At 72.6% G+C, this 20,043-nt stretch carries 14 protein-coding genes and 1 pseudogene; 9 read left to right on the forward strand and 6 right to left on the reverse strand.

All coding sequences use genetic code 11. The features are described from left to right. Positions 1-13 precede the first annotated feature (13 nt). Positions 14-1,279 carry a hypothetical protein gene (locus ACQEVC_RS39850; protein WP_432888781.1) on the reverse strand — a complete coding sequence of 422 codons (1,266 nt, stop codon included), beginning with the start codon at positions 1,277-1,279 and terminating at the stop codon, positions 14-16. Further along, positions 1,276-2,664 carry a hypothetical protein gene (locus ACQEVC_RS39855; protein WP_432888783.1) on the reverse strand — a complete coding sequence of 463 codons (1,389 nt, stop codon included), beginning with the start codon at positions 2,662-2,664 and terminating at the stop codon, positions 1,276-1,278. Before ACQEVC_RS39855 ends, ACQEVC_RS39850 begins: the two co-directional genes overlap by 4 nt. A 392-nt stretch (positions 2,665-3,056) precedes the next feature. Between ACQEVC_RS39855 and ACQEVC_RS39860 the strand changes: the two genes are divergently transcribed. From ACQEVC_RS39860 to ACQEVC_RS39870, 3 genes are all read left to right on the forward strand, one after another. After that, entirely contained in the window at positions 3,057-4,955 is a 1,899-nt protein-coding gene (locus ACQEVC_RS39860) for a polysaccharide biosynthesis protein (RefSeq protein ID WP_432888785.1), read from the forward strand. Between the two features lie 225 nt (positions 4,956-5,180). Next, positions 5,181-6,296: a Gfo/Idh/MocA family protein gene (locus ACQEVC_RS39865; protein WP_432888787.1), complete on the forward strand. Its 1,116-nt coding sequence runs from the start codon at positions 5,181-5,183 to the stop codon at positions 6,294-6,296. A gap of 111 nt (positions 6,297-6,407) precedes the next feature. Next, complete coding sequence (locus tag ACQEVC_RS39870) at positions 6,408-7,532, forward strand: DegT/DnrJ/EryC1/StrS family aminotransferase (protein ID WP_432888789.1); 1,125 nt, start codon at positions 6,408-6,410, stop codon at positions 7,530-7,532. 115 nt (positions 7,533-7,647) lie between these two features. On the opposite strand, the gene ACQEVC_RS39875 is transcribed toward ACQEVC_RS39870, so the two are convergent. Further along, positions 7,648-9,702: a glycerophosphodiester phosphodiesterase family protein gene (locus ACQEVC_RS39875; RefSeq protein ID WP_432888791.1), complete on the reverse strand. Its 2,055-nt coding sequence runs from the start codon at positions 9,700-9,702 to the stop codon at positions 7,648-7,650. A 361-nt stretch (positions 9,703-10,063) separates the two neighbouring features. On the opposite strand from ACQEVC_RS39875, the gene ACQEVC_RS39880 reads away from it, so the two are divergent. From ACQEVC_RS39880 to ACQEVC_RS39895, 4 genes are all read left to right on the forward strand, one after another. Continuing rightward, positions 10,064-10,519 (forward strand): hypothetical protein, encoded by a 456-nt coding sequence (locus ACQEVC_RS39880; RefSeq protein ID WP_432888793.1) that lies wholly within the window; start codon positions 10,064-10,066, stop codon positions 10,517-10,519. Further along, positions 10,512-11,948, forward strand: a complete 1,437-nt coding sequence (locus ACQEVC_RS39885; RefSeq protein ID WP_432888795.1) for a hypothetical protein — start codon at positions 10,512-10,514, stop codon at positions 11,946-11,948. Before ACQEVC_RS39880 ends, ACQEVC_RS39885 begins: the two co-directional genes overlap by 8 nt. Beyond that, entirely contained in the window at positions 11,945-13,309 is a 1,365-nt protein-coding gene (locus ACQEVC_RS39890) for a S8 family serine peptidase (RefSeq protein WP_432888797.1), read from the forward strand. Before ACQEVC_RS39885 ends, ACQEVC_RS39890 begins: the two co-directional genes overlap by 4 nt. A 74-nt stretch (positions 13,310-13,383) precedes the next feature. Further along, positions 13,384-13,827, forward strand: coding sequence for a hypothetical protein (locus ACQEVC_RS39895; protein ID WP_432888799.1), 444 nt, complete (start codon positions 13,384-13,386; stop codon positions 13,825-13,827). 39 nt (positions 13,828-13,866) lie between these two features. Here ACQEVC_RS39895 and pgm read toward each other — a convergent pair whose 3' ends face one another. The 3 genes and pseudogenes from pgm to ACQEVC_RS39910 form a co-directional block, all read right to left on the reverse strand. Then, positions 13,867-15,513 carry a phosphoglucomutase (alpha-D-glucose-1,6-bisphosphate-dependent) gene (gene pgm / locus ACQEVC_RS39900; RefSeq protein ID WP_432888801.1) on the reverse strand — a complete coding sequence of 549 codons (1,647 nt, stop codon included), beginning with the start codon at positions 15,511-15,513 and terminating at the stop codon, positions 13,867-13,869. A 72-nt stretch (positions 15,514-15,585) separates the two neighbouring features. Next, positions 15,586-16,821, reverse strand: a pseudogene (gene glgC, locus ACQEVC_RS39905) (glucose-1-phosphate adenylyltransferase); the annotation flags it as partial. Between the two features lie 163 nt (positions 16,822-16,984). Then, positions 16,985-17,875 (reverse strand): LysR family transcriptional regulator ArgP, encoded by an 891-nt coding sequence (locus tag ACQEVC_RS39910; protein WP_432888803.1) that lies wholly within the window; start codon positions 17,873-17,875, stop codon positions 16,985-16,987. A gap of 72 nt (positions 17,876-17,947) precedes the next feature. On the opposite strand from ACQEVC_RS39910, the gene ACQEVC_RS39915 reads away from it, so the two are divergent. Together ACQEVC_RS39915 and glgA are read left to right on the forward strand one after the other, a co-directional pair. Continuing rightward, a complete protein-coding gene (locus ACQEVC_RS39915; protein WP_432888805.1) occupies positions 17,948-18,589 on the forward strand; it encodes a LysE/ArgO family amino acid transporter in 642 nt (213 codons plus the stop codon). A 128-nt stretch (positions 18,590-18,717) separates the two neighbouring features. Continuing rightward, positions 18,718-19,944: a glycogen synthase gene (gene glgA, locus ACQEVC_RS39920; protein ID WP_432888807.1), complete on the forward strand. Its 1,227-nt coding sequence runs from the start codon at positions 18,718-18,720 to the stop codon at positions 19,942-19,944. Positions 19,945-20,043: the final 99 nt, after the last annotated feature.

Below are 20,043 nucleotides of genomic sequence, written 5' to 3' on the forward strand. Positions count from 1 at the left end.
CTCCGGCCGCGGATCAGACCGGTTCCAGTACGGGTTCCGCCCGGTGCCGGGCCCGCAGCAGGGAGCGGTAGCTGCACCACCAGCCGACCGCGGCGCAGCCGGCGACCGCGGCCATCGCCCAGGCCGCTCCGGGCGCACCGAAGAGGTGCCCGGCCCCGACGATCGCGCCGACCCGGATCGGCGCGAGGGTCGCCCCGAGGAGCAGCGTGCGGGCGCCGGCCCGCTCGATCCGGTGTCCGGCGGAGGCGACCATGGTGGCCACCATGAAGACGCTCTCGACGGCGAGCGCGGGCAGCAACGGACGGGCGAACTCCCAGTTCGCGCCGAGCAGCGCCCGGCCGACGAGATCCGGCAGGGCGGGCAGGACCAGCGCGAGCGGCCCGACCAGCACGATGATCGCGGCGGCGACCCGGGCCGCCGAGCGGAGCCGGATCCGTGGCTCGGCCTCCCTGGCCCGGGCGAGGTACGGAATCAGCAGCGCGGAGCTGGCGCCGATCAGCAGGGTGATCGGGCCGAGCGTGGTCTTCGCCCCGCCCAGCGCGCCGACCACCGCCGTGCCGGCCACTGCCGCGAGGGTGGCGGTGGCGAGCTGCGCGGTCCCGGAGCCAACCAGGAAGTGCAGGCCGAAGGCGAGCGCGTTCCGGGTCTCGGCGCTCCCGACCGGCCAGCCGGGCAGCAGCGCGCAGCGCCGCCGGGCCGCCCCGAGGTAGCCGACCAACGCCCCCGAGCCGGCCCACACCACGAAGGCGGTCGAGGCGCCGATCCGGCCGGTCAGGGCCAGCCCGGCGCCGACCCCGCTGGCCAATGTCCAGAGCAGTTCGTAGCGGAGGATCCGACGGGGGTCGGCCACGCCGAGGCCGTACGCCTTGACGTAGTCGTAGAGCACCAGGCCGGGCAGCGCCAGGCCGATGACGACCAGGTAGCGGTTCCCGGCCAGTGCTCCGGCTGTGCCGGCCAGTACCCCGGCCGCGCCGCCGAGCAGGCAGATCCGCCGGGTGGACCGGCGGAACGGCTCCGGGTCCCGCCGGTCCGGCTCGGCCAGCACCGACTCGGTGACCATGGCCCGGGCCAGGCCGGAGACCAGGACGTAGAGCGAGAACGCCAGCGCGTAGCGGCCGAGTTCGCCCAGGGAGCCGCCGCGGGCCACGGTGACGGAGAGCAGCAGGTTGCCGAGGCTGGACGTGGCGGTGACGACCACGGCGGTCGGGGCCCGCCCACCGGGGAGGATCCGGCGGCGCGGCACCCGCGGTGTAGCCCGCCAGCCGGGCCGGACGCTCACCAGTACGCTCGACCGGCCCGGGACACCGGCAGCCGGCCGGCCGGACGTGGCGGCACCAGCCGGTCCGGCGGACTACGCCGGGTCAGCAGCAGCACCAGGAAGACCGGCGCGGCCGCCACCGTGTTCTGGGTCGCCGCGATCGTCGACTCCGGGTGGCCGTTCAACCAGACCAGCGGTCCGGCCACCACGAAACAGAACAGGCTCAACCGCAGCGGTCCGGGCGCCCCGCGCACCCGGAGCAGCAGCCCGGCGACCAGCGCCCAGCCGCCGTAGAAGACGACCACTCCGGTCCGGCCATCGACGAAGTAGACGGTCCCCAGGGTGAGAAAGTTGAACGAGGACTTGTCACTACCACCGAGGAACCGGTTGATCGCCGCCCCGGTGGCCAGCGGTGCCCGGCCCGGGTCGAGAATCCGGGGCACGAAGCCGTACCGGAGATAGCCGGTAGGGCCGGGTTGCCCGAGGTCCACCGGTGCGTCGTACCCGCTGGCCCGGCCGATCTGCTGGTCGAACCGGAGCCGTTCCGCGGCGCTCACGTCGCTGGCGACCTTGACGCCGTTCTCCTGCCGGATCGCGTTACGTACCGCGAACACCGTCGGCCAGGCCAGGAAGAGCAGCACGGCGACCACCAGCACGTATCGGGCCCGGATCACTCCACAGATCGCACCGGCCGCCATCACGAAGGTGAGGTAGCCGACGAGCGGAGCGGAGATGGCGGTCAGGAACACCAGCAGGACCTGCACCCCGAGCAGCGCGGCGATCCACCGGTAGAGGCTGCCCAGCCGGGCCTGGCCACCGTGGAAGCTGGCGATCAGGAGCGCGAAGGCGAGGTACTTCCAGCCGGAGACCAGGGCCACCACGTTCACCAGCGGTGACGCCACCTGGGCACCGGCGACCTGGGCGACGATGCTTCCCCGGCCGGCGTACCCGCCGACGAGGTCCGCGACGATGCTGACCACGGCCACCGCGCGGGCGACGAGGAAGAGCTTCGGGTACCCGGAGTTGGCCTCGGCGAAGGTCTGCCGGCCCGGGATGTCGACGGCCCGACCCCGCCCCGGCCTGCCCTGCGGCACCAGCACCGTCTCGACCAGCAGCGAGGCGGCCAGGGCCAGGGCCAGCAGCCTGAGCACGAACCCGAGGTCGGGGTTGCGGTGCAGGACGGCCATCGGCAGGACCAGGACCAGGTACGGCGCCAGCAGCAGCGTACTGACCGGATAGCGCTGGAGCAGCCGGACCAGCCGGGTACGGGCCTGCGGCGGCCGGGCCGGCCCGGTGCGGACCCCCTCGGACCGCGCAGGTGCCGAGGACTCGGATCGGCGCTGCCGACCGGGCCGGCCGAGCGGGGCGTACCGGTCACCCCTTCGCGGAGAGGTGACGAGCTCCATCTGTCCCCTCCCGGTCCCGACGTGACCACCGGGATCGACGCCCCGATGGCCACCAGGGTCAACGAGGCCGTCGCACAACCGTCACGCGCCCTCCCGCCTCCAGTACGTCTCCGACGCGGTACCCGGCTCGTCGCCTGGTTGGGGCTCGGTGCCGGCGGGCTCGGCGCTCCCAGGTCGTCACCGGGAGCGGACTCGGCGAGCACCGCGACCACCTCGGCGGCCCGGTGCGGTCGCACCGACCTCGCCGGGGCATCGCGGCAGAAGCCGTCGGAGGCACGAAAAACGTGAAAGTGGCCCCTTAGGCCCCAACAAGGGACTAAGTGTGGTTTACCTGCCGGGAGTTCCCGCTGAGCTGCCCGAATACCGCTCGCATCAGTACACCAGGAGGCTCCATGCCGCCCAGCGCCGCCGCCACGACCGAGAGCCCGTCGACCCTCCGCCGCAGGCAGCCTGCGCTGGGCAGGGCCGCACTCCTGGTCACCGACACCGCGGCCTGGACGATAGGCTTCGGCTCGGGCGCCTGGACCAGATACGAGTTCGCCCTGACCACGAGCCAGCTCGTCCGGGCGCTCGCCGTCGGTGTCCTCGCCGCCGCGTTGCACGCCACCATCGCCTCCGTCGGTCGCCGCTATCTGGGCCGGCATCCGCTGGGCAGCCTGCCGGACCTGCGCGCCCTCTCGGTCACGGTGGCCTGCACCGCGATCCTGGTGTTCCTGGCCGACATCGCACAGCCGGACCGGCCGGTCCCGGCGAGTACCCCGCTGGTCGGCTCGGCGGTGGCCCTGCTGCTGATGGTCTGCGCCCGGGTCGCGTACCGGCACCGCCAAAACCGCTGGCTGCGCCCGGACACCCGGTCGGCGACCCCGGTGCTGCTGTTCGGCCTCGGCTCGGCCGGTCAGGGCCTGCTGCACGCCCTGGTCACCGACCCACAGGGCAGGTATCTGCCGGTCGGGCTGCTCGACGACGACCTCGACAAGCGGAACCTGCGGATCGACGGCGTCCGGATGCTGGGCGGCCGCCGGGAGATCCGGGAGGCGGTCGCGCAGACCGGTGCCACCACGGTGATCTTCTCGGTGGCGAACGCGGACGCCGAGCTGATCCGCGAGATCCGGGCCGCGACCCTTCAGGCCGGCGCCGACTTCAAGGTGCTGCCGCCGGTCTCCGAGCTGGTCGACCACCGGATCAGCGTCGCCGACGTACGTGACGTGGAGATCGACGACCTGCTGGGGCGCCGCCAGGTGGCCGCCGCCCTGGTCACCGCCGACTCGGCACTGACCGGGCAGCGGGTACTGGTCACCGGCGCCGGCGGCTCGATCGGTACCGAACTGTGCCGGCAGATCCTCCGGGCCGACCCGGCCGAGCTGATGATGCTCGACCGGGACGAGTCGGCGCTGCACAGCCTCCAACTGTCGGTCACCGGCCGGGCGCTGCTGGACGGGCCGGAGCTGATCCTGGCCGATCTGCGGGACAGCGAGGGAATCTCGCGGATTATTCGCGAGCGGCGCCCGGACATCATTTTCCACGCCGCCGCACTCAAACACCTCACGCTGTTGCAGCGGCATCCCGGTGAGGCGATCAAGACGAATATCTGGGGTACGCTGTCGGTCCTGAATGCCGCTCGGGACGTGGCCAGGTTCGTGAACATTTCGACCGACAAGGCGGCGAACCCGATCAGCGTACTCGGCTATTCCAAGCGGATCACCGAACGGCTGACCGCGTACGCCGCCGCGAACAGCCCCGGCACATTCCTCAGCGTACGGTTCGGCAATGTGCTGAGCAGCCGGGGATCCGTGGTGACCGCGTTCCGGGCACAGATCGACGCCGGACTGCCGGTCACCGTCACGCACCCCGACGTCACCCGCTACCTGATGAGCGTGCACGAGGCGGTGCAACTGGTCCTGCAGGCGGCGGCGATCGGGCGGGACGGCGAGGCGCTGGTGCTCGACATGGGCGCCCCGGTACGCATCGACGACCTGGCCAGGCAACTCGCCGCGCAGGTACCGGGTCAGCCCCGGATCGTCTACACCGGTCTGCGGCCCGGTGAGAAGCTGCACGAGGAACTGCTCGGTGACGGCGAACTCGACGTACGGCCGCTGCACCCGCTGGTCTCGCACGTGTCGGTTCCGCCGCTGAACCCGACCGAGGTGACCGGACTGGACCCGTTCGACGAACCGGAGAAGGTGATCGAACGCCTTGCCTGGCTCTGTGGCCAGCCGGACCAGCCCCACCCGCCCGTGGCGCTGGTGCCGAATACCCGAAACGCTCGCCCCTCCTCGTCCCGGTCGACGTGACGCCGGTCGGGAATTGGACACGCCGCTGGCGGGTCGCCGCCGGGCCGTAGCAGGATTTCGGGGAATTGCCGCCGGGCTTCCGGCGGCCGCCGTCACCCGCCTGTCGACGCTTTTCCAAACCGCCGACAGCGAATGATCCTCGCCGAACGGAATTCGCGTCGCCGAAATATCCGTGCGATGTTCGGCGACGATTTCCACCGTCACCGATCTCCTGGAGACACCACCGTGACCGAGAAGTTCGGCCTGATCGGCTTCGGCTACTGGGGCACCAATCTCGCCCGCAACCTCGACAAGCTGGCCGGAGACCGGTGGCGCTACCTGGTGGACGCCAGCCCCGAACGGCGGCGCGCGGCCACCGAGCGCTACCCGCGGGTGCGCGCCACCGACGACCTGGACGCGGTGCTCGGCGACGACGAGGTCCGGGCGGTCCTGATCGCCACTCCCGCGCCGAGCCACGCGCCGCTGGCCCGCCGGGCGCTGGCCGCCGGCAAGCACGTCTTCGTCGAGAAGCCGCTGGCGATGTCGGTCGCCGACGCGGTCGCGCTGGCCGAGACGGCCGACCGGTACGGCCTGGTGCTGATGGTCGGGCACACCTTCGAGTACGTCCCGGCGGTCGAGCGGATGCGCGACTACATCCGGTCCGGCGAGATCGGCGACGTCCTCTACCTGCACTCCCAGCGACTCAATCTGGGCCGGATCCAGAACGACCTGCACACCTTCTGGTCGATCGGGCCGCACGACGTCTCGATCGCCAACTACCTGCTCGGCGCCGAGCCGTGCTGGGTCGCCGCGCAGGGCGGTCGCTATCTGCACGACGGCGTCGAGGACGTCACGTTCGTCACCGTCGGCTATCCGGGGGACGTGGTGGCGCACATGCACGTGAGCTGGCTGGACCCGGCGAAGACCCGGCGCACCACCGTGGTCGGTACCCGGCGGATGCTGGTCTACGACGACCTGAACACCGACGCCCGGCTCACCGTGCACGACAAGGGGGCGGAGCCGCTGGAGCCGGACGGGGACGGCGTACGGCGCTACCGGCTGCGCGACGACGCGGTGCACGTACCCGTGCTCTCCCCGGCGGAACCGCTCAGCCTGGAGTTGCGGCACTTCCTCGACTGCGTCCGCACCGGGGCACGCCCCCGGACGGACGGCTGGAACGGCGCCCGGGTGGTGGCGGTGCTGGAGGCCGCCGACGCCTCGCTGCGGGCCGGCGGCGCGACGGTGCCGGTGCCGCCCGTCGCCGGCCCGGTGGACGCCGCCGGGACGCCCGGCCGACGCCCGCACCCCGACGGCCCGCGCCCCGACGGCCCGCACCCCGACCTGACCACCGCCGCGCACTGACCACCTCTGCACCCTGAACCGTCCGGCGCCGTCAGCGCCCCGACCCGACCCGCGGCCACGGACCGCAGGGGAAGGGTCGAAGAAGGTTCACCGAGCACACAGGAGGCTGAGATGCCCCGAATTCCCCTGGTCGACCTGGCCGCCGCCCACCACCGGCACCGGGACGCGATCGACGCGGCGATCCGCGCAGTCGTCGAGGACACCCGGTTCATCCTCGGCCGCGAGGTCGGCGAGTTCGAGTCGGAGTTCGCCGCCTTCTGCGGCACCACCCATGCGGTCGGGGTCGCCTCCGGCACCGCCGCGATCCACCTGAGCCTGGCCGCGCTCGGGATCGGTCCCGGCGACGAGGTGGCGGTGCCGGCGCACACCTTCGTCGCCACCGCCGAGCCGGTGAGTTGGCTGGGTGCCCGGCCGCGCTTCGTCGAGGTGGACGCCGAGACCGGCGCGATGGACCCGGACGCGCTGAAGTCGGTCGTCGACCGGGTCCGGGCGGTGCTCCCGGTGCACCTCTACGGCCTGCCGGTCGACCTGACCGCGATCGGCGCGCTCGCCTCGGCCGCCGGGGTGCCGCTGATCGAGGACGCCGCCCAGGCGCACGGCGCCGAGTACGTCCGGGACGACGGATCGGTGGTCCGGGCCGGGGCGTACGGCCGGATCGGCTGCTTCTCGTTCTATCCCGGCAAGAACCTCGGCGCGTTCGGCGACGCGGGCGCGGTCACCACCTCCGACCCGGCCCTCGCCGAGCGCGTCCGGAGGCTCTCCGACCACGGCCGCACCAGCAAGTACGAGCACCTCACCGTCGGCTACGCGGCCCGGCTGGACACCGTGCAGGCGGCCGTACTCTCGGTCAAGCTGGGCACGCTGGCCAATGGCAACCAGCGGCGGCGGGAACTGGCGGCGGCGTACCGGTCCCGGCTGGACGGGGTCGGCGACCTGGTGCTGCCGGCCGAGCCGCCGAACCGGCGCGGCGTCTACCACCTCTTCGTGCTCCGGACCCGGCACCGGGACGGGTTGCTGGCCCACCTGCGCGACGCCGGCATCGGCGCCGGGGTGCACTACCCGATCCCGCTGCACCTGCAACCGGCGTACGCCTCGCTCGGGCACAAGCCCGGCGACCTGCCGGTCACCGAGGCGTGGGCGCGGGAGTGCCTCTCCCTGCCGATCTATCCGGAGCTCACCGAGGAGCAACTGGAGACGGTCGTCGCCGAGGTGCGCGGCTACTTCGATCGGGTGTGAGGACGGGCCTCCCGTCGTCCGGAGGGCCCGTCCCGTCGTCCGGTCAGCTTCCGGACGGGGTCAGCGCAGGCCGTTGCGGATCGCCACCGTTCGTCCGGTCAGCTTCCGGACGGGGTCAGCGCAGGCCGTTGCGGATCGCCACTGTCACCAACCGCTCGGGGTAGTCGGTGATGATGCCGTCCACCCCGAGGTCGATCACCCGCTGCATCACCGCCGGATCGTCCACCGTGTACGGCACCACCTTCAGCCCGTACCGGCGTTGCAGGTCGGCGACCGTCGGGCCGTGGAAGTACGCCGGGTCCTGCCGCAGGTACCAGTCGGCCGACGGCACGGTGTCCTGGGCCGGGTCGTGCACCTGCCAGTTGGCCGAGACGGTACCGGCGCCGGAGGCCCGGACCAGCTTGCCGAGGTCCCGGTACCGCCACCAGTCCAGCCCGGCCGTCCACGGGCTGCGCACCGAGGGGTCGCCGTAGACCGCCTGGAGCGAGCACTCGTCGGCGAGGCTGGCGCACTCGGCCGGGCCGTACTGCCAGACCAGGGCGACGGTCTCGATCCGCCGGTTCAGGTCCCGGGCGTGGGTGATGGTCCGCCAGTCGAACGACTGGATCGTCACCCGGTCGGTGAAACCGGCCCGCTCGACCGCCCGGACCAGCTTCGCGGTGAAGCTGCGGTACGGCTCGGTGTCCGCCACCAGCGGGCTGAGCTTGGTCTCGACGTTCAGTCGTACGTCCCGGCGGCCGCTGCGCCGCACCAGCTCGAAGACCTCGTCCAGGGTGGGAATCCGGGCACCCGGCACGGCAACCTGTTCCGGCAGCTCCGGCGGCGTCTTCGAGCCGCAGTCGAGGGTCCGGATCTGCTTCAGCGTCAGGTCGTGCACCCGCTTGCCGACGTACGGGAACGCCCGGTCACCCGGCCAGGCCGGCGCGGTGTCCGCACAGTGGCTGCCGTTGACGGTCCGGTCGTGCAGCACCACCAGGTGACCGTCGCGGGTCACCCCGGTGTCCAGCTCCAGTGTGGAGATCGCCGGGTTGCCGAGCGCGTTGGCGAAGGCCGGCAGGGTGTTCTCCGGCCTCGTCGCCCGGCCGCCCCGGTGCGCCTGGATGTCGAACGGCGCGGCGTACCCCTTCGGGAGCGCGATCCGGCGCTGCGCCAGCAGCGTACGCAGCCGGTCCGGGTAGTCGGTGATGATGCCGTCCACCCCGTCGTCGAGCAACTTCCCCATCGTCGGCACGTCGTCGACCGTCCACGGCACCACCTTGATGCCGTTGCGGTGCGCGTGCGCGACCATCTCCCTGGTCACGTACGGCCGGTAGCCCGGGTCGGTGACCGTGCCGTTCTGCGGGAAGCCGTGCACCGGCGAGAACGCGGTGGCGCCGAAGCTCCTGATCGCGCTGATCGGGTCGCCGCCGAAGTCGTCGATGTCGAGGCCGCCGAGCCAGGGCGAGGCACCCGGCTGCCCGGTCTGCAGGAAGTCGTAGTTGGTCAGCGCGACCAGCGGCAGCCGGGGCTCGACCTGACGCATCCGCATCAGCGCGCCCCAGTCGAAGCTCTGGACGGTCACCTGCTTCAGCAGCCCGGCGGCCCGGATCTCGGCCACGGTGAGCTGCACGAACTGCTCCCGGGGCGCGGTCTCGGTCGGCGCGCCGGCCTCCACCTTGGTCTCCACGTTGAGCGTGACGTCGTCCGCCCGGTAGCGCTTCACCAGCGCGAAGACCTCGCGCAGCAACGGCATCCGGGCCCCGGGTACGGCGAGCTGTCCCGGCTTGTCGGCCAGCGTCCTGGTGCCGCAGTCGAGGGTACGCACCTGGGCCAGGGTCAGCGTGTTGACGTACTTCCCGACGTACGGGAACTCCGGGTCGTTCAGGGTGGCCGGGGCGGTGTCGACGCACTTCGTACCGCTGACCCGACGGTCGTGGGTGACCACGACCTGCCGGTCCTCGGTCACCTGCACGTCCAGTTCGAGGGTGCGGACCCCGAGCTGGAGCGCGTTGCCGAACGAGGCGAGGGTGTTCTCCACCCGCAGGCCGAGCCCGCCCCGGTGGGCCTGTAGGTCGAAACTCCGCCGGGACTCCGGTCGGTGGCGCTCGCCCGCCTGGACGCCGGTGGGCGTCCCGGCCAGTACGGCCGCCGTCACCAGCAGCGCGCCGATCAGTTGGCGCCGTCGGGACATCGGTATCACCTGTTCCAATGTGGTGCGTCGGAGCCCGGTCGACCGGGCCTCCGGTGCTGTCGAGGGTCGAGCCGGTCTGACCCGGCGATCGGGGCACAGCATCACGACGGTCGGCGACCGGAAGGCGTGCAGCGGGCGACATCGGCGTGAACCGGGGTCGACGGCCGACGGCGGATCGGGCGAACCGGTGGGGATGTCCGACCGGTCGGGCAGCGCACACCGGAGCGCATACTGTCCACTTCTCGATCCGTGGCGTCCGATTTGACAACAACAGTCGGTTGTGCTTCGGCTACAATGAGCCGCGACCACGTCACCCAACCATTCACGGGGAGGGGTTGCGATGAGCCCGGTTGGTCCATCGGTGGGCGCGGCAGCCGGCGCGATCGGCGCGGCAGCCGCTGCGGTCATCGGCCAGATCAATGTCGAGATCGACGGTCTGGCGAGCGCGGCGGCGGCGATGCGTGAGGAACTCAAGGAGGGCTACCGCACCCAGGTGCCCCCGGTGCACGACGCCATGCAGCAGGGCGCGACGATCGGCGACCGGCTCGAAGGCGACGACTGGCTGCACCTACAGGAACGCTACGACGAGTGCATCAGGGACAGCCTCAAGGCGCTGTCCAACCTCGACCAGGGAACCCAGGCGGTAGCGCAGGCCGCCGAGCGGATCGCCGCCAACTACCGCGGCTCCGACGCGTTCGCGCACGCCACCGTGAGCGACGTACACGAGGTCCTGCCGCCGACCGAGCAGACGAGACCGGAATCCGCCGCGCAGCCGACCGGATCCACCACCGGGACGGGAGGTGCCGGCAATGGCTGAGGAGTACATCCCGCACCTGTGGCGGCGAGTCGACGCGGCGCAGCAGAAGCTCCAGCCCAGCCGGGACCAGGTGGCGGCCTGGGAGCGGGCGTCCAGCATGCTGAGCGGGCACTCCGCCAGGTTGCAGAACTGCCGCAACCAGCTCGCCGCGCTGTGGCCGCCGGAGCAGAACGCGGCCTCGGCGGCGTACATGGTCGAGCTGGACCGGCTGATCGAGGCGAGCCGCCAGACCTCGACCGCGGCCCAGAACAACGCCACGCACATCGGGCACGTGGCGGACGCCATCGAGCAGGCGCGGACCAAGCTGGAACCGATCTACCGGGAATACCTGGAAAACCAGCGGAAACTCGCCGACTATCAGCGGCAGGTCGAACTGGCCGGCGACGTCGGGGCGACGGCCGGCGGAGTCGCCGCATCGCGCTTCGGCCTGACCGGCCTGGGCCAGAAGGCCGGGGACTTCCTCGGCGAGGGCGCGATGACGCTCCTCACCGACCCGCCGGTGAGCGACGCCCAGCAGGCGGCGCTGGTCGCCCGGGCCCGCGCCGTGCAGGCGGAGGTGGACGGCGCGGCTCGGGACGGTGGCGGCCGGATCCAGCCACCGCCGGAGTACATCCCCCCGCCGGTCATCAAGGACGACAACGCGCGGGAGTTCGACGACGACTCGGACGGGACGGTCCGGCCACCCGTGGTCAACCCGCCGCCGCGCCGCCGGGGCGAGGCGGAGCACTCCCGCCCCGGCTACATCGACGGGACGCCGCCGCCGGACATCCACACCGAACTGACCCCGGAACAGGTCACTCCGCCCACCTACCCGGTGGAGGACGGTCCGAGCCTGACCACTGTCGCCCCACCGACCACCGGGCCACCCCCGCCCGTCACGCCGGTTCCGCCCGGTCCGCCGGTCGGGCCGCCGGCTCCGGTACCACCGGTCGTCCCGCCCACCATCGGCGTACCACCCGGTCCCGGCGGACTACCGGGCACCGGCCCGGGACTCGGCAGCGGGCCACGCGGCCCCGGCGTGCCGGGCAAGGTCGGCCCGCTCGGTACGGTGCCGACCGGTGTGCCGCCGGGCGGTGTGATCGGTGCCCGGCCCAGCGGAAACGTCGGCGTGCCACCGGGCGGCGTCGGCGCACCCCGCTCGGGTGGTGTACCCAAGGGGATCAATCCGGTCGGTGGCGTCATCGGGCCACAGGGTGGCCGGCCCGGCGCGGCTGGTGGAGCCGGCCCGGCTGGCGCCAGGTCGGGTACCCGTCGTCCTGGCCCGGGCGGCGGCACCCGGGCCCGCCGCGATCAGGACGAGTCCGAGCAGAAGCACTGGGACCCCGACAATCCGTGGGAGGTCGAGCAGGGCGTCGCCCCCGAGATCGAGCCGAACCGGGACGTCAGCCGGCACGAGCCCGGTCGCGGAACTCTCGGGAAGGACCGGTGAGCAGAGCCACCCGGTTCCACAAACGGCTGCCGCGCTGGTGCGCGGCAGCCGTCTGCGGTCTGCTCGTGGCCCTGGCCGGCGCGCCGCCGGCACTGGCGGATGCGGCCCGGGACCGGCAGTGGCACCTGCGGGCGCTCGACGTCGCGCAGGCGCACCGGGTCACCGAGGGTGCCGGCGTCGTGGTGGCGGTGCTCGACACCGGGGTACGGGCGGACCACAGGGACCTGACCGGCAACATCCTGCCCGGGGTCGACGTGACCGGTGCGGACACCGACGGCCGACAGGACACCGACGGACACGGCACCGCGATGGCGGGACTGGTCGCGGGGCACGGGCACGGTCCGGGCAATGCCGACGGCGTACTGGGGATCGCCCCCAAGGCCAAGATCCTGCCGGTCCGCGCGATGCGTACCGAGTACGGTGCCGGCGCCGACCTGCCCCGGGCGATCCGGGAGGCGGTTCGCCGCAAGGCGGGGGTGCTGTCGCTGTCGCTCTCCGCCGGTGCCGGCGACGACCTGGAGCAGGCGGTCGAGGAGGCACTGGCCGCCGACGTCGTGCTGGTGGCCGCGGCCGGGAACCGACCGGACGACGGGTTCGTCGGCTATCCCGCCGCCTTTCCCGGAGTGCTCGCCGTCGGCGCTACCGGACGGGACGGAAAACTCGCCCCGGTCAGCGTCACCGGTAACGCGGTCGGTCTTGTCGCGCCCGGAGTGGACATCGCCTCCACCAGCCGGACCGGGGCGTACCGCGCGGCCACCGGGACGAGCGACTCCACAGCGATCGTGGCCGGGGCCGCCGCGCTGGTCCGGGCGAGATATCCGGATCTCTCCGCCGCCGAGGTGGTGCACCGGCTCACCGCGACCGCCACCGACCGGGGCGCCCGTGGCCGGGATCCCGAGTACGGCCACGGCGTGCTGAACCTCGTCGAGGCGCTGACCGCCGACGTCGAGCCGGCCGGGGCGCAGCCCAGCCCCGGTACCCGACCGACTCCCACGACGGACGCGACGTCACCGGCCGTGGCCGCACCGCCGCCCGGCGACGAGTCGGCCGAGGTCCGGCTCAGCCCCGCCGCGTACGTGGTCGGCGGGCTCTGCCTGCTGGTGGTGTTGGCCGGTGCCGGCGTACTCGGCTGGTTGCTGGTGCGGGGCCGACGCCGGAGACAGGGCGGTGCGGGGCCACCCGTTCCTGGGCAGCCGGTGCCGCCCCATCCCGCCGCGACGTCGGGATACCCGGGATCACCGGGCGCACCGCAGTATCCGCCCGGATATCCGGCGCCGCCGAGCGGTCATCCGCCCGGTTACGGCCCAGCCGGACCGCCGTACCCGCCGAGACCCCCTGGCACACCGCCGCCGGGCAGATAGCCCAGCCGGTCTCCGCGACGAGGAGCGAAGGGCTCGGTCGTGGTCGGGACGCGGGTCGGCGTACCGTCGTTGAGATGCGGCAGGACGGGTCCGGCGACTGGGCAGAGCAACGACGGCAGGCGGTCGCCGCCCGGGCACTGGCCGACCAGCATCGCCGGGACGCGGAGCACGAGCAGGCCCGGCAGCTCGTCGCGGCGTTCGTCGCGCAGGCCCGGGAGCGGGGGCTGCGGCAGACCGCACTGACCGCACTCGCCTACAACGGCCGTACCCGTTACCGCACCAAGCTCACCGGCTGGTACCTGGACCTCGCCCGGATCCACGCGGTGGACGACGCCGGCAACTTCTACCTGCTGACCGTGCCGTCCAGCCTGCGTGCCCGGTTCACCGGTGCGACTGTCCGGCCGCAATCCGCGAAGCTGGTCGTCGGTGAGGGCGGGCCGGACGGCCAGTCGATGCCGCTGGCCGCGCTGTTGCGCAAGCGGCTCGACGCCGGTGACCGGTGGCCCGAGACCGCCTGACACGACGTCCGGGTTGCCACTGCGAGGCTCCCGGTCCGGTCAGGCGCCCTTCAGCACCTCGGCGATCAGTGCCTGCGCCTCTTCCTGGAGCCGGCCGAGGTGCTCCGGTCCCCGGAAGGACTCCGCGTAGATCTTGTAGACGTCCTCCGTACCGGACGGGCGGGCGGCGAACCAGCCGGACTCGGTGCTGACCTTCAGCCCGCCGATCGCCGCACCGTTGCCCGGCGCCTCGGTCAGGATGGCGGTGATCGGCTCCCCGGCCAGTTCGGTGGCGGTGACCTGGTCCGGGGAGAGCCGCCCGAGCACCGCTTTCTGGGCCCGGTCGGCCGGCGCGTCGATCCGGGCGTACGCCGGTTCGCCGAACCGGGACACCAGGTCGGCGTAGTGTTCGCTCGGCGTCCGCCCGGTCACCGCGATGATCTCGGCAGCCAGCAGGCAGAGCAGGATGCCGTCCTTGTCGGTGGTCCAGGTCCGGCCGTCGCGGGCCAGGAACGATGCTCCGGCGCTCTCCTCGCCGCCGAAGCCGACCGAGCCGTCCAGCAGCCCCGGAACGAACCACTTGAAGCCGACCGGAACCTCCAGCAGCTTCCGGCCCAGGTCGGCGGCGACCCGGTCGATCATGGACGAGGAGACCAGGGTCTTGCCGACCGCCGCGTCCGCCGACCAGTCGGGCCGGTTGCCGAACAGGTAGGAGATCGCCACCGCGAGGTAGTGGTTCGGGTTCATCAGACCGCCGTCCGGGGTGACGATGCCGTGCCGGTCGGCGTCGGCGTCGTTTCCGGTCGCGACCTGGTAGTCGGCGCGCCGGGCGATCAGCGAGGCCATCGCGTACGGGGACGAGCAGTCCATCCGGATCTTGCCGTCCCAGTCCAGGGTCATGAACCGCCAGGCCGGGTCGACCAGCGGATTCACCACGGTCAGGTCCAGGCCGTGCCGGTCCGCGATCTCGCCCCAGTACGCCACGCTCGCCCCGCCCAGCGGGTCCGCGCCGATCCGCACCCCGGCGGCCCGTACCGCCGGGAGGTCGAGCGCCGAGGGCAGGTCGTCGACGTACTCGGCGAGGAAGTCGTACCGGCCGGTGGTGTCGGCGGCGCGCGCCCGGGCGTACGGGAGGCGCCTGACCTCGCGGAGTCCGTCGGCCAGCAGCGCGTTCGCGCGGTCCTGGATCCACCTCGTCGCGTCGGTGTCGGCCGGGCCGCCGTGCGTCGGGTTGTACTTGAACCCGCCGTCCGAGGGCGGGTTGTGCGACGGGGTGATCACGATCCCGTCGGCGAGCCCGCGGGTACGCCCGGAGTTGTGCCGGAGCACCGCGTGCGACAGTGCCGGGGTCGGGGTGTAGCCGTCCCGGCTGTCGACCAGCACCGTCACCTCGTTGGCGGCCAGCACCTCCAGCGCGCTCACCATGGCCGGCTCGGAGAGCGCGTGCGTGTCCCGGGCCAGGTACAGCGGCCCGTCGACGCCCTGGTCCCGCCGGTATTCGCAGGTCGCCTGCGTGATCGCCAGGATGTGCTGCTCGTTGAACGCCGCCCGCAGGCTCGACCCACGGTGCCCGGAGGTGCCGAACGAGACCTGCTGCGCCGGGTCGGCCGGGTCCGGCCGCTCGGCGTAGTACGCGGTGACGAGCCGGGGCACGTCCACCAGGTCGTCGGGCTCGGTGGGCTGGCCGGCGCGGGCGTGTACCGACATGTGACCTCCTGCTGGCACGGGTGTGGGCACGCGGAACCGGCGGTGCCGGCTCCGCCGGTGGTGGCCGACGGGTCAGGGCTCGACGCGCTGTCCCTTGCCGATGACCACGATCCCACGGTCGGAGACCGTGTACCGCTCACGATCGCGGTCCAGGTCGACGCCGATCTCCGCGCCCTCCGGCACCACCACGTTCTTGTCGAGGATGGCGTTGTGGACCACGGCGTGCCGGCCGATCTCCACCCCTTCCATCACCACCGAGCCTTCCACGTGGGCCCAGGAGTGCACCCGGACATTCGGCGAGACGACCGAGTTCTCCACCAGCGCACCGGAGATCACCACTCCCGGGGAGATCATCGACTCCACCGCCCGGCCGATCCGCTCCTCCAGCCCGTGCACGAACTTGGCCGGCGGCCACGGCGGGTGGTCGGTGTAGATCGGCCACTCGTAGTTGTAGAGGTTGAAGACCGGGTGTACGGCGATCAGGTCCATGTGCGCCTCGTAGAACGAGTCCAGCGTCCCCACGTCCCGCCAGTACGCCCGGTCCCGGTCGGTGCTGCCCGGCACCTCGTTGTCGCGGAAGTCGTAGACGTTGGCCTCGCCCCGCTCGACCAGCATCGGGATGATGCTGCCGCCCATGTCGTGCTTGCTGGCCCGGTCGGCCGCGTCGGTCTCCACCGCCTCGCAGAGCACCTTGGTGGTGAAGACGTAGTTGCCCATCGACGCGTAGATCTCGTCGGGCGCGTCCGGCAGGCCCTTCGCGTCGGTCGGCTTCTCGCGGAACGCCTGGATCCGCCGGCCGTCCGACCCCACCTCGATCACCCCGAACTGGTCCGCGGTGCCGAGCGGCTGGCGGATGCCGGCGACCGTCACCCCGGCGCCGGAGTCGATGTGCTGCTCCAGCATCTGCCGGGGGTCCATCCGGTAGATGTGGTCCGCGCCGAACACGATGACGTAGTCCGGCTGCTCGTCGTTGATCAGATTGAAGCTCTGGTAGATCGCGTCGGCCGAGCCGGCGAACCACCACGGTCCGCGGCGCTGCTGCGCCGGTACCGGCGTCACGTAGTTGCCGAGCAGGTTCGACATCCGCCAGGTCTTGGTGACGTGCCGGTCCAGCGAGTGCGACTTGTACTGGGTCAGCACCACTATCTTCAGGAACCCGCCATTGGCCAGGTTGGACAGCACAAAATCGATCATGCGGTACATGCCGCCGAACGGAACGGCCGGCTTGGCACGGTCGGCGGTCAGGGGCATCAGTCGCTTGCCCTCTCCCCCGGCCAGGACGATCGCGAGGACCTTGGCTGACATGTCCCGACGGTAACGGAGCCGGCAGCCCGCCGCACGGGGCTCGTCGGCTTCGTCCCGGCAAGATCTTCAACGGCCCGATTCGCCCGGATCCACGGCACCGATCCGGGTCGGCCGGGGACGCCCGCGACGGGGTTCAGCGGGCCGGCGCGGACCTGCCCCGGCTCGGCTACCCGTCGAGGGCTTCGGCGGCCGCGGCGGCGACGCTGTCGGCCAGCACGCCGAGGAGCCGGGAGTCGAGTCGCCACTGCTGCCAGTAGAGCGGGACCTCGACCACCGCCGCCGGGTCGATCGGCACCAGGCTGCCGGCCGGATAGCGGTCGCTCTGCTGGGGCGGCACCATCCCCCAGCCGAGTCCGAGCCGGATCGCCTCCGGAAAGTCCCCGGAGGACGGGACGTAGTTGCGCGGCGGGTTCCAGGCCCGGCGGGACCGCTGCCGCAGGTAGCGCTCCTGGAGGTCGTCCCGGCGGTCGAAGACCACCATCGGGGCGCGGGCCAGGGCATCGACGGTCGGGCCGTCCGGCAACCAGGTCCGGAGGTACTCGGGACTGGCCATCGGGCGGTAGCGCATCCGGCCGAGCGGGCGTACCGCGCAGCCCTGCACGGGCCGGGACTCCGACGTGATCGCCGCCATCGCCGTACCCTGGCGGAGCAGCTCGACGGAGTGGTCCTGGTCCTCCCGGTAGACGTCGACACAGATCCGTTCGCGGGCGGCCGCGGCCAGCGCCGGGAGTACCCAGGTGTTCAACGAGTCGCCGTTGACCACGATCGGGATCCGGCTGAACTCCGCCGGCTCGGCCGAGTCCTGCCCCAGTTCCTGCAGCGCGTCGGTGGCGAGCAGCGCGACCTGGCGGGCCAGCCGGAGCACGACCTGTCCCGAGGGGGTCGGGCGGGCCGGCTTGCCGCGCTCGACCAGCACCCGGCCGACGGTGCTCTCCAGCGCCTTCATCCGCTGGCTGACCGCCGAGGGGGTGACGTGCAGCCGCCGGGCCGCCGCCTCGAACGAGCCGTCGTCGACGACGGAGACGAAGGTGCGGAGCTGCTCGAACTGGAGGTCCATGTTAAGCAAGCCTAATGAATCGTAAGAATGATTAGCTGGAGTGGTCTGGCCGCGTTACCTAGGGTCGGGCCCGTGATCCTCTCCTCTGCCGCCGCCACGGCCGGTCTGCTGCCCGTGCTCATCACCGGGTTCGGCGTCGGCCTCTCCCTGATCGTGGCGATCGGGGCCCAGAACGCGTACGTGCTCCGGCAGGGCGTACGTGCCGAACACGTCCTGCCGATCGTGGCGATCTGCGCCGCCTCGGACGCGGTACTGATCCTGGCCGGCGTCAGCGGTATCGGGGCGGTGGTCGAACGCGCCCCGGTCGCACTCACCGTGGTCCGCTGGGCCGGCGCCGCCTTCCTGGTCGGCTACGGCCTGCTCGCCGCCCGCCGGGTCTTCGCCACCCAGAGCCTCCGGGCCGGCACCGGCGGCGGCAGCTCGACGCTGCGCAGGGCGGTACTCACCGTGCTGGCGATGACCTGGCTCAATCCGCACGTCTACCTGGACACCGTCCTGCTGGTCGGCTCGATCGCCAACACGCACGGCGAGGCCGGCCGGTGGTCGTTCGGGGCCGGGGCCGCGCTCGCCAGCTTCGTCTGGTTCGCCGCGCTCGGCTACGGGGCCCGGCTGCTCGGCCGGGTCTTCGCCCGCCCGGCCGCCTGGCGTGTCCTGGACGCCCTGATCGCGATCACCATGATCACCATCGGCGTGACCCTGGTGCTGAGCCGCTGACCTGCCGAGGATCGTGCTACTTGTCGGAAAGAGCGCCCCTCGGCCCGCGGTCGAAGCCACCACCGCACCGAAGTAGTGCGTCGTCGAGGAGCGGGCGGATCGGGGCGGGCTGCACTAGGGTGCCGGCTGTGACCGAATCCGTGCCCGACGACCGGCGGCTCCGGGTCGACCTGCTGACCCGGGAGTACCCCCCGGAGGTGTACGGCGGGGCCGGGGTGCACGTCGAATACCTCGCCCGTGAACTGCGTACCCGCGCCGACACCCGGGTGCACTGCTTCGGGGCACCCCGCCGGCCCCCGTACGCCGAGCCGGGCGTCACCGCGTACCCGGAGCCGGCGGACCTGGCGCACGCCAACGCCGCGTTGCGCACCATGGGGGTGGATCTGGCGATGGCGGCCGGTACCGCCGGCACCGACGTGCTGCACAGCCACACCTGGTACGCCAATCTCGCCGGCCACGTCGCCAAGCTGCTGCACGGGGTGCCGCACGTGGTGACCGTGCACAGTCTGGAACCGCTGCGGCCGTGGAAGGCGGAGCAGCTCGGCGGCGGCTACGCGCTCTCCTCCTGGTGCGAGCGGACCGCGCTGGAGGCCGCCGACGCGGTGATCGCGGTCTCCGCCGGGATGATGCGCGACCTGTTGGCCGCCTATCCGACGGTCGCACCGGAGCGGGTCCGGGTGGTGCACAACGGCATCGACACCCACCAGTACGCCCCCGACTCCGGCACCGACGTGCTGGACCGGCTCGGCGTCGACCCCGACCGGCCCAGCGTGACGTACGTCGGCCGGATCACCCGGCAGAAGGGCCTGCCGTACCTGCTCCGGGCGGCCCACCGGCTGCCGCCGACCGCCCAGCTCGTGCTGCTGGCCGGTGCCCCGGACACGGCGGAGATCGCCGCCGAGGTGGAGGAGCTGGTCGCCGAGCTGCGGGCCAGCCGGGAGGGTGTGGTCTGGGTGGCCGAGATGCTGCCCAAGCCCGAGGTGATCCAGATCCTCAGCCACAGCACCGTCTTCGTCTGCCCCTCCGTCTACGAACCGATGGGCATCGTCAACCTGGAGGCGATGGCCTGCGAGACCGCCGTGGTGGCGACCGCCACCGGCGGCATCCCCGAGGTGGTCGCGGACGGCTCGACCGGACTGCTGGTGCCGATCGCGCAGGCCAGCGACGGCACCGGCACCCCGCTCGACCCGGAGCGCTTCGTCGCCGACCTGGCCGCCGCGATCACCGAACTGCTCGACGACCCGAGACGCGCCGTCGAGCTGGGCCGGGCCGGCCGGCGCCGGGCGGTCGAACACTTCTCCTGGGACGCCATCGCCGACCGCACCATGGCGGTCTACCGGGAAGCCCTCGGCTGACGCGGGGGCGTTCTGCTCGCCCTGCCTGGCACGCCGGACGCTCCGGATCATGACGCCTGGCTGTCGGGGCGGCGGGGCCGGCCTGCCGGGATGCGTCCG

This window comes from Plantactinospora sp. CA-294935 (assembly GCF_050936445.1).
Taxonomy (GTDB): domain Bacteria; phylum Actinomycetota; class Actinomycetes; order Mycobacteriales; family Micromonosporaceae; genus Plantactinospora.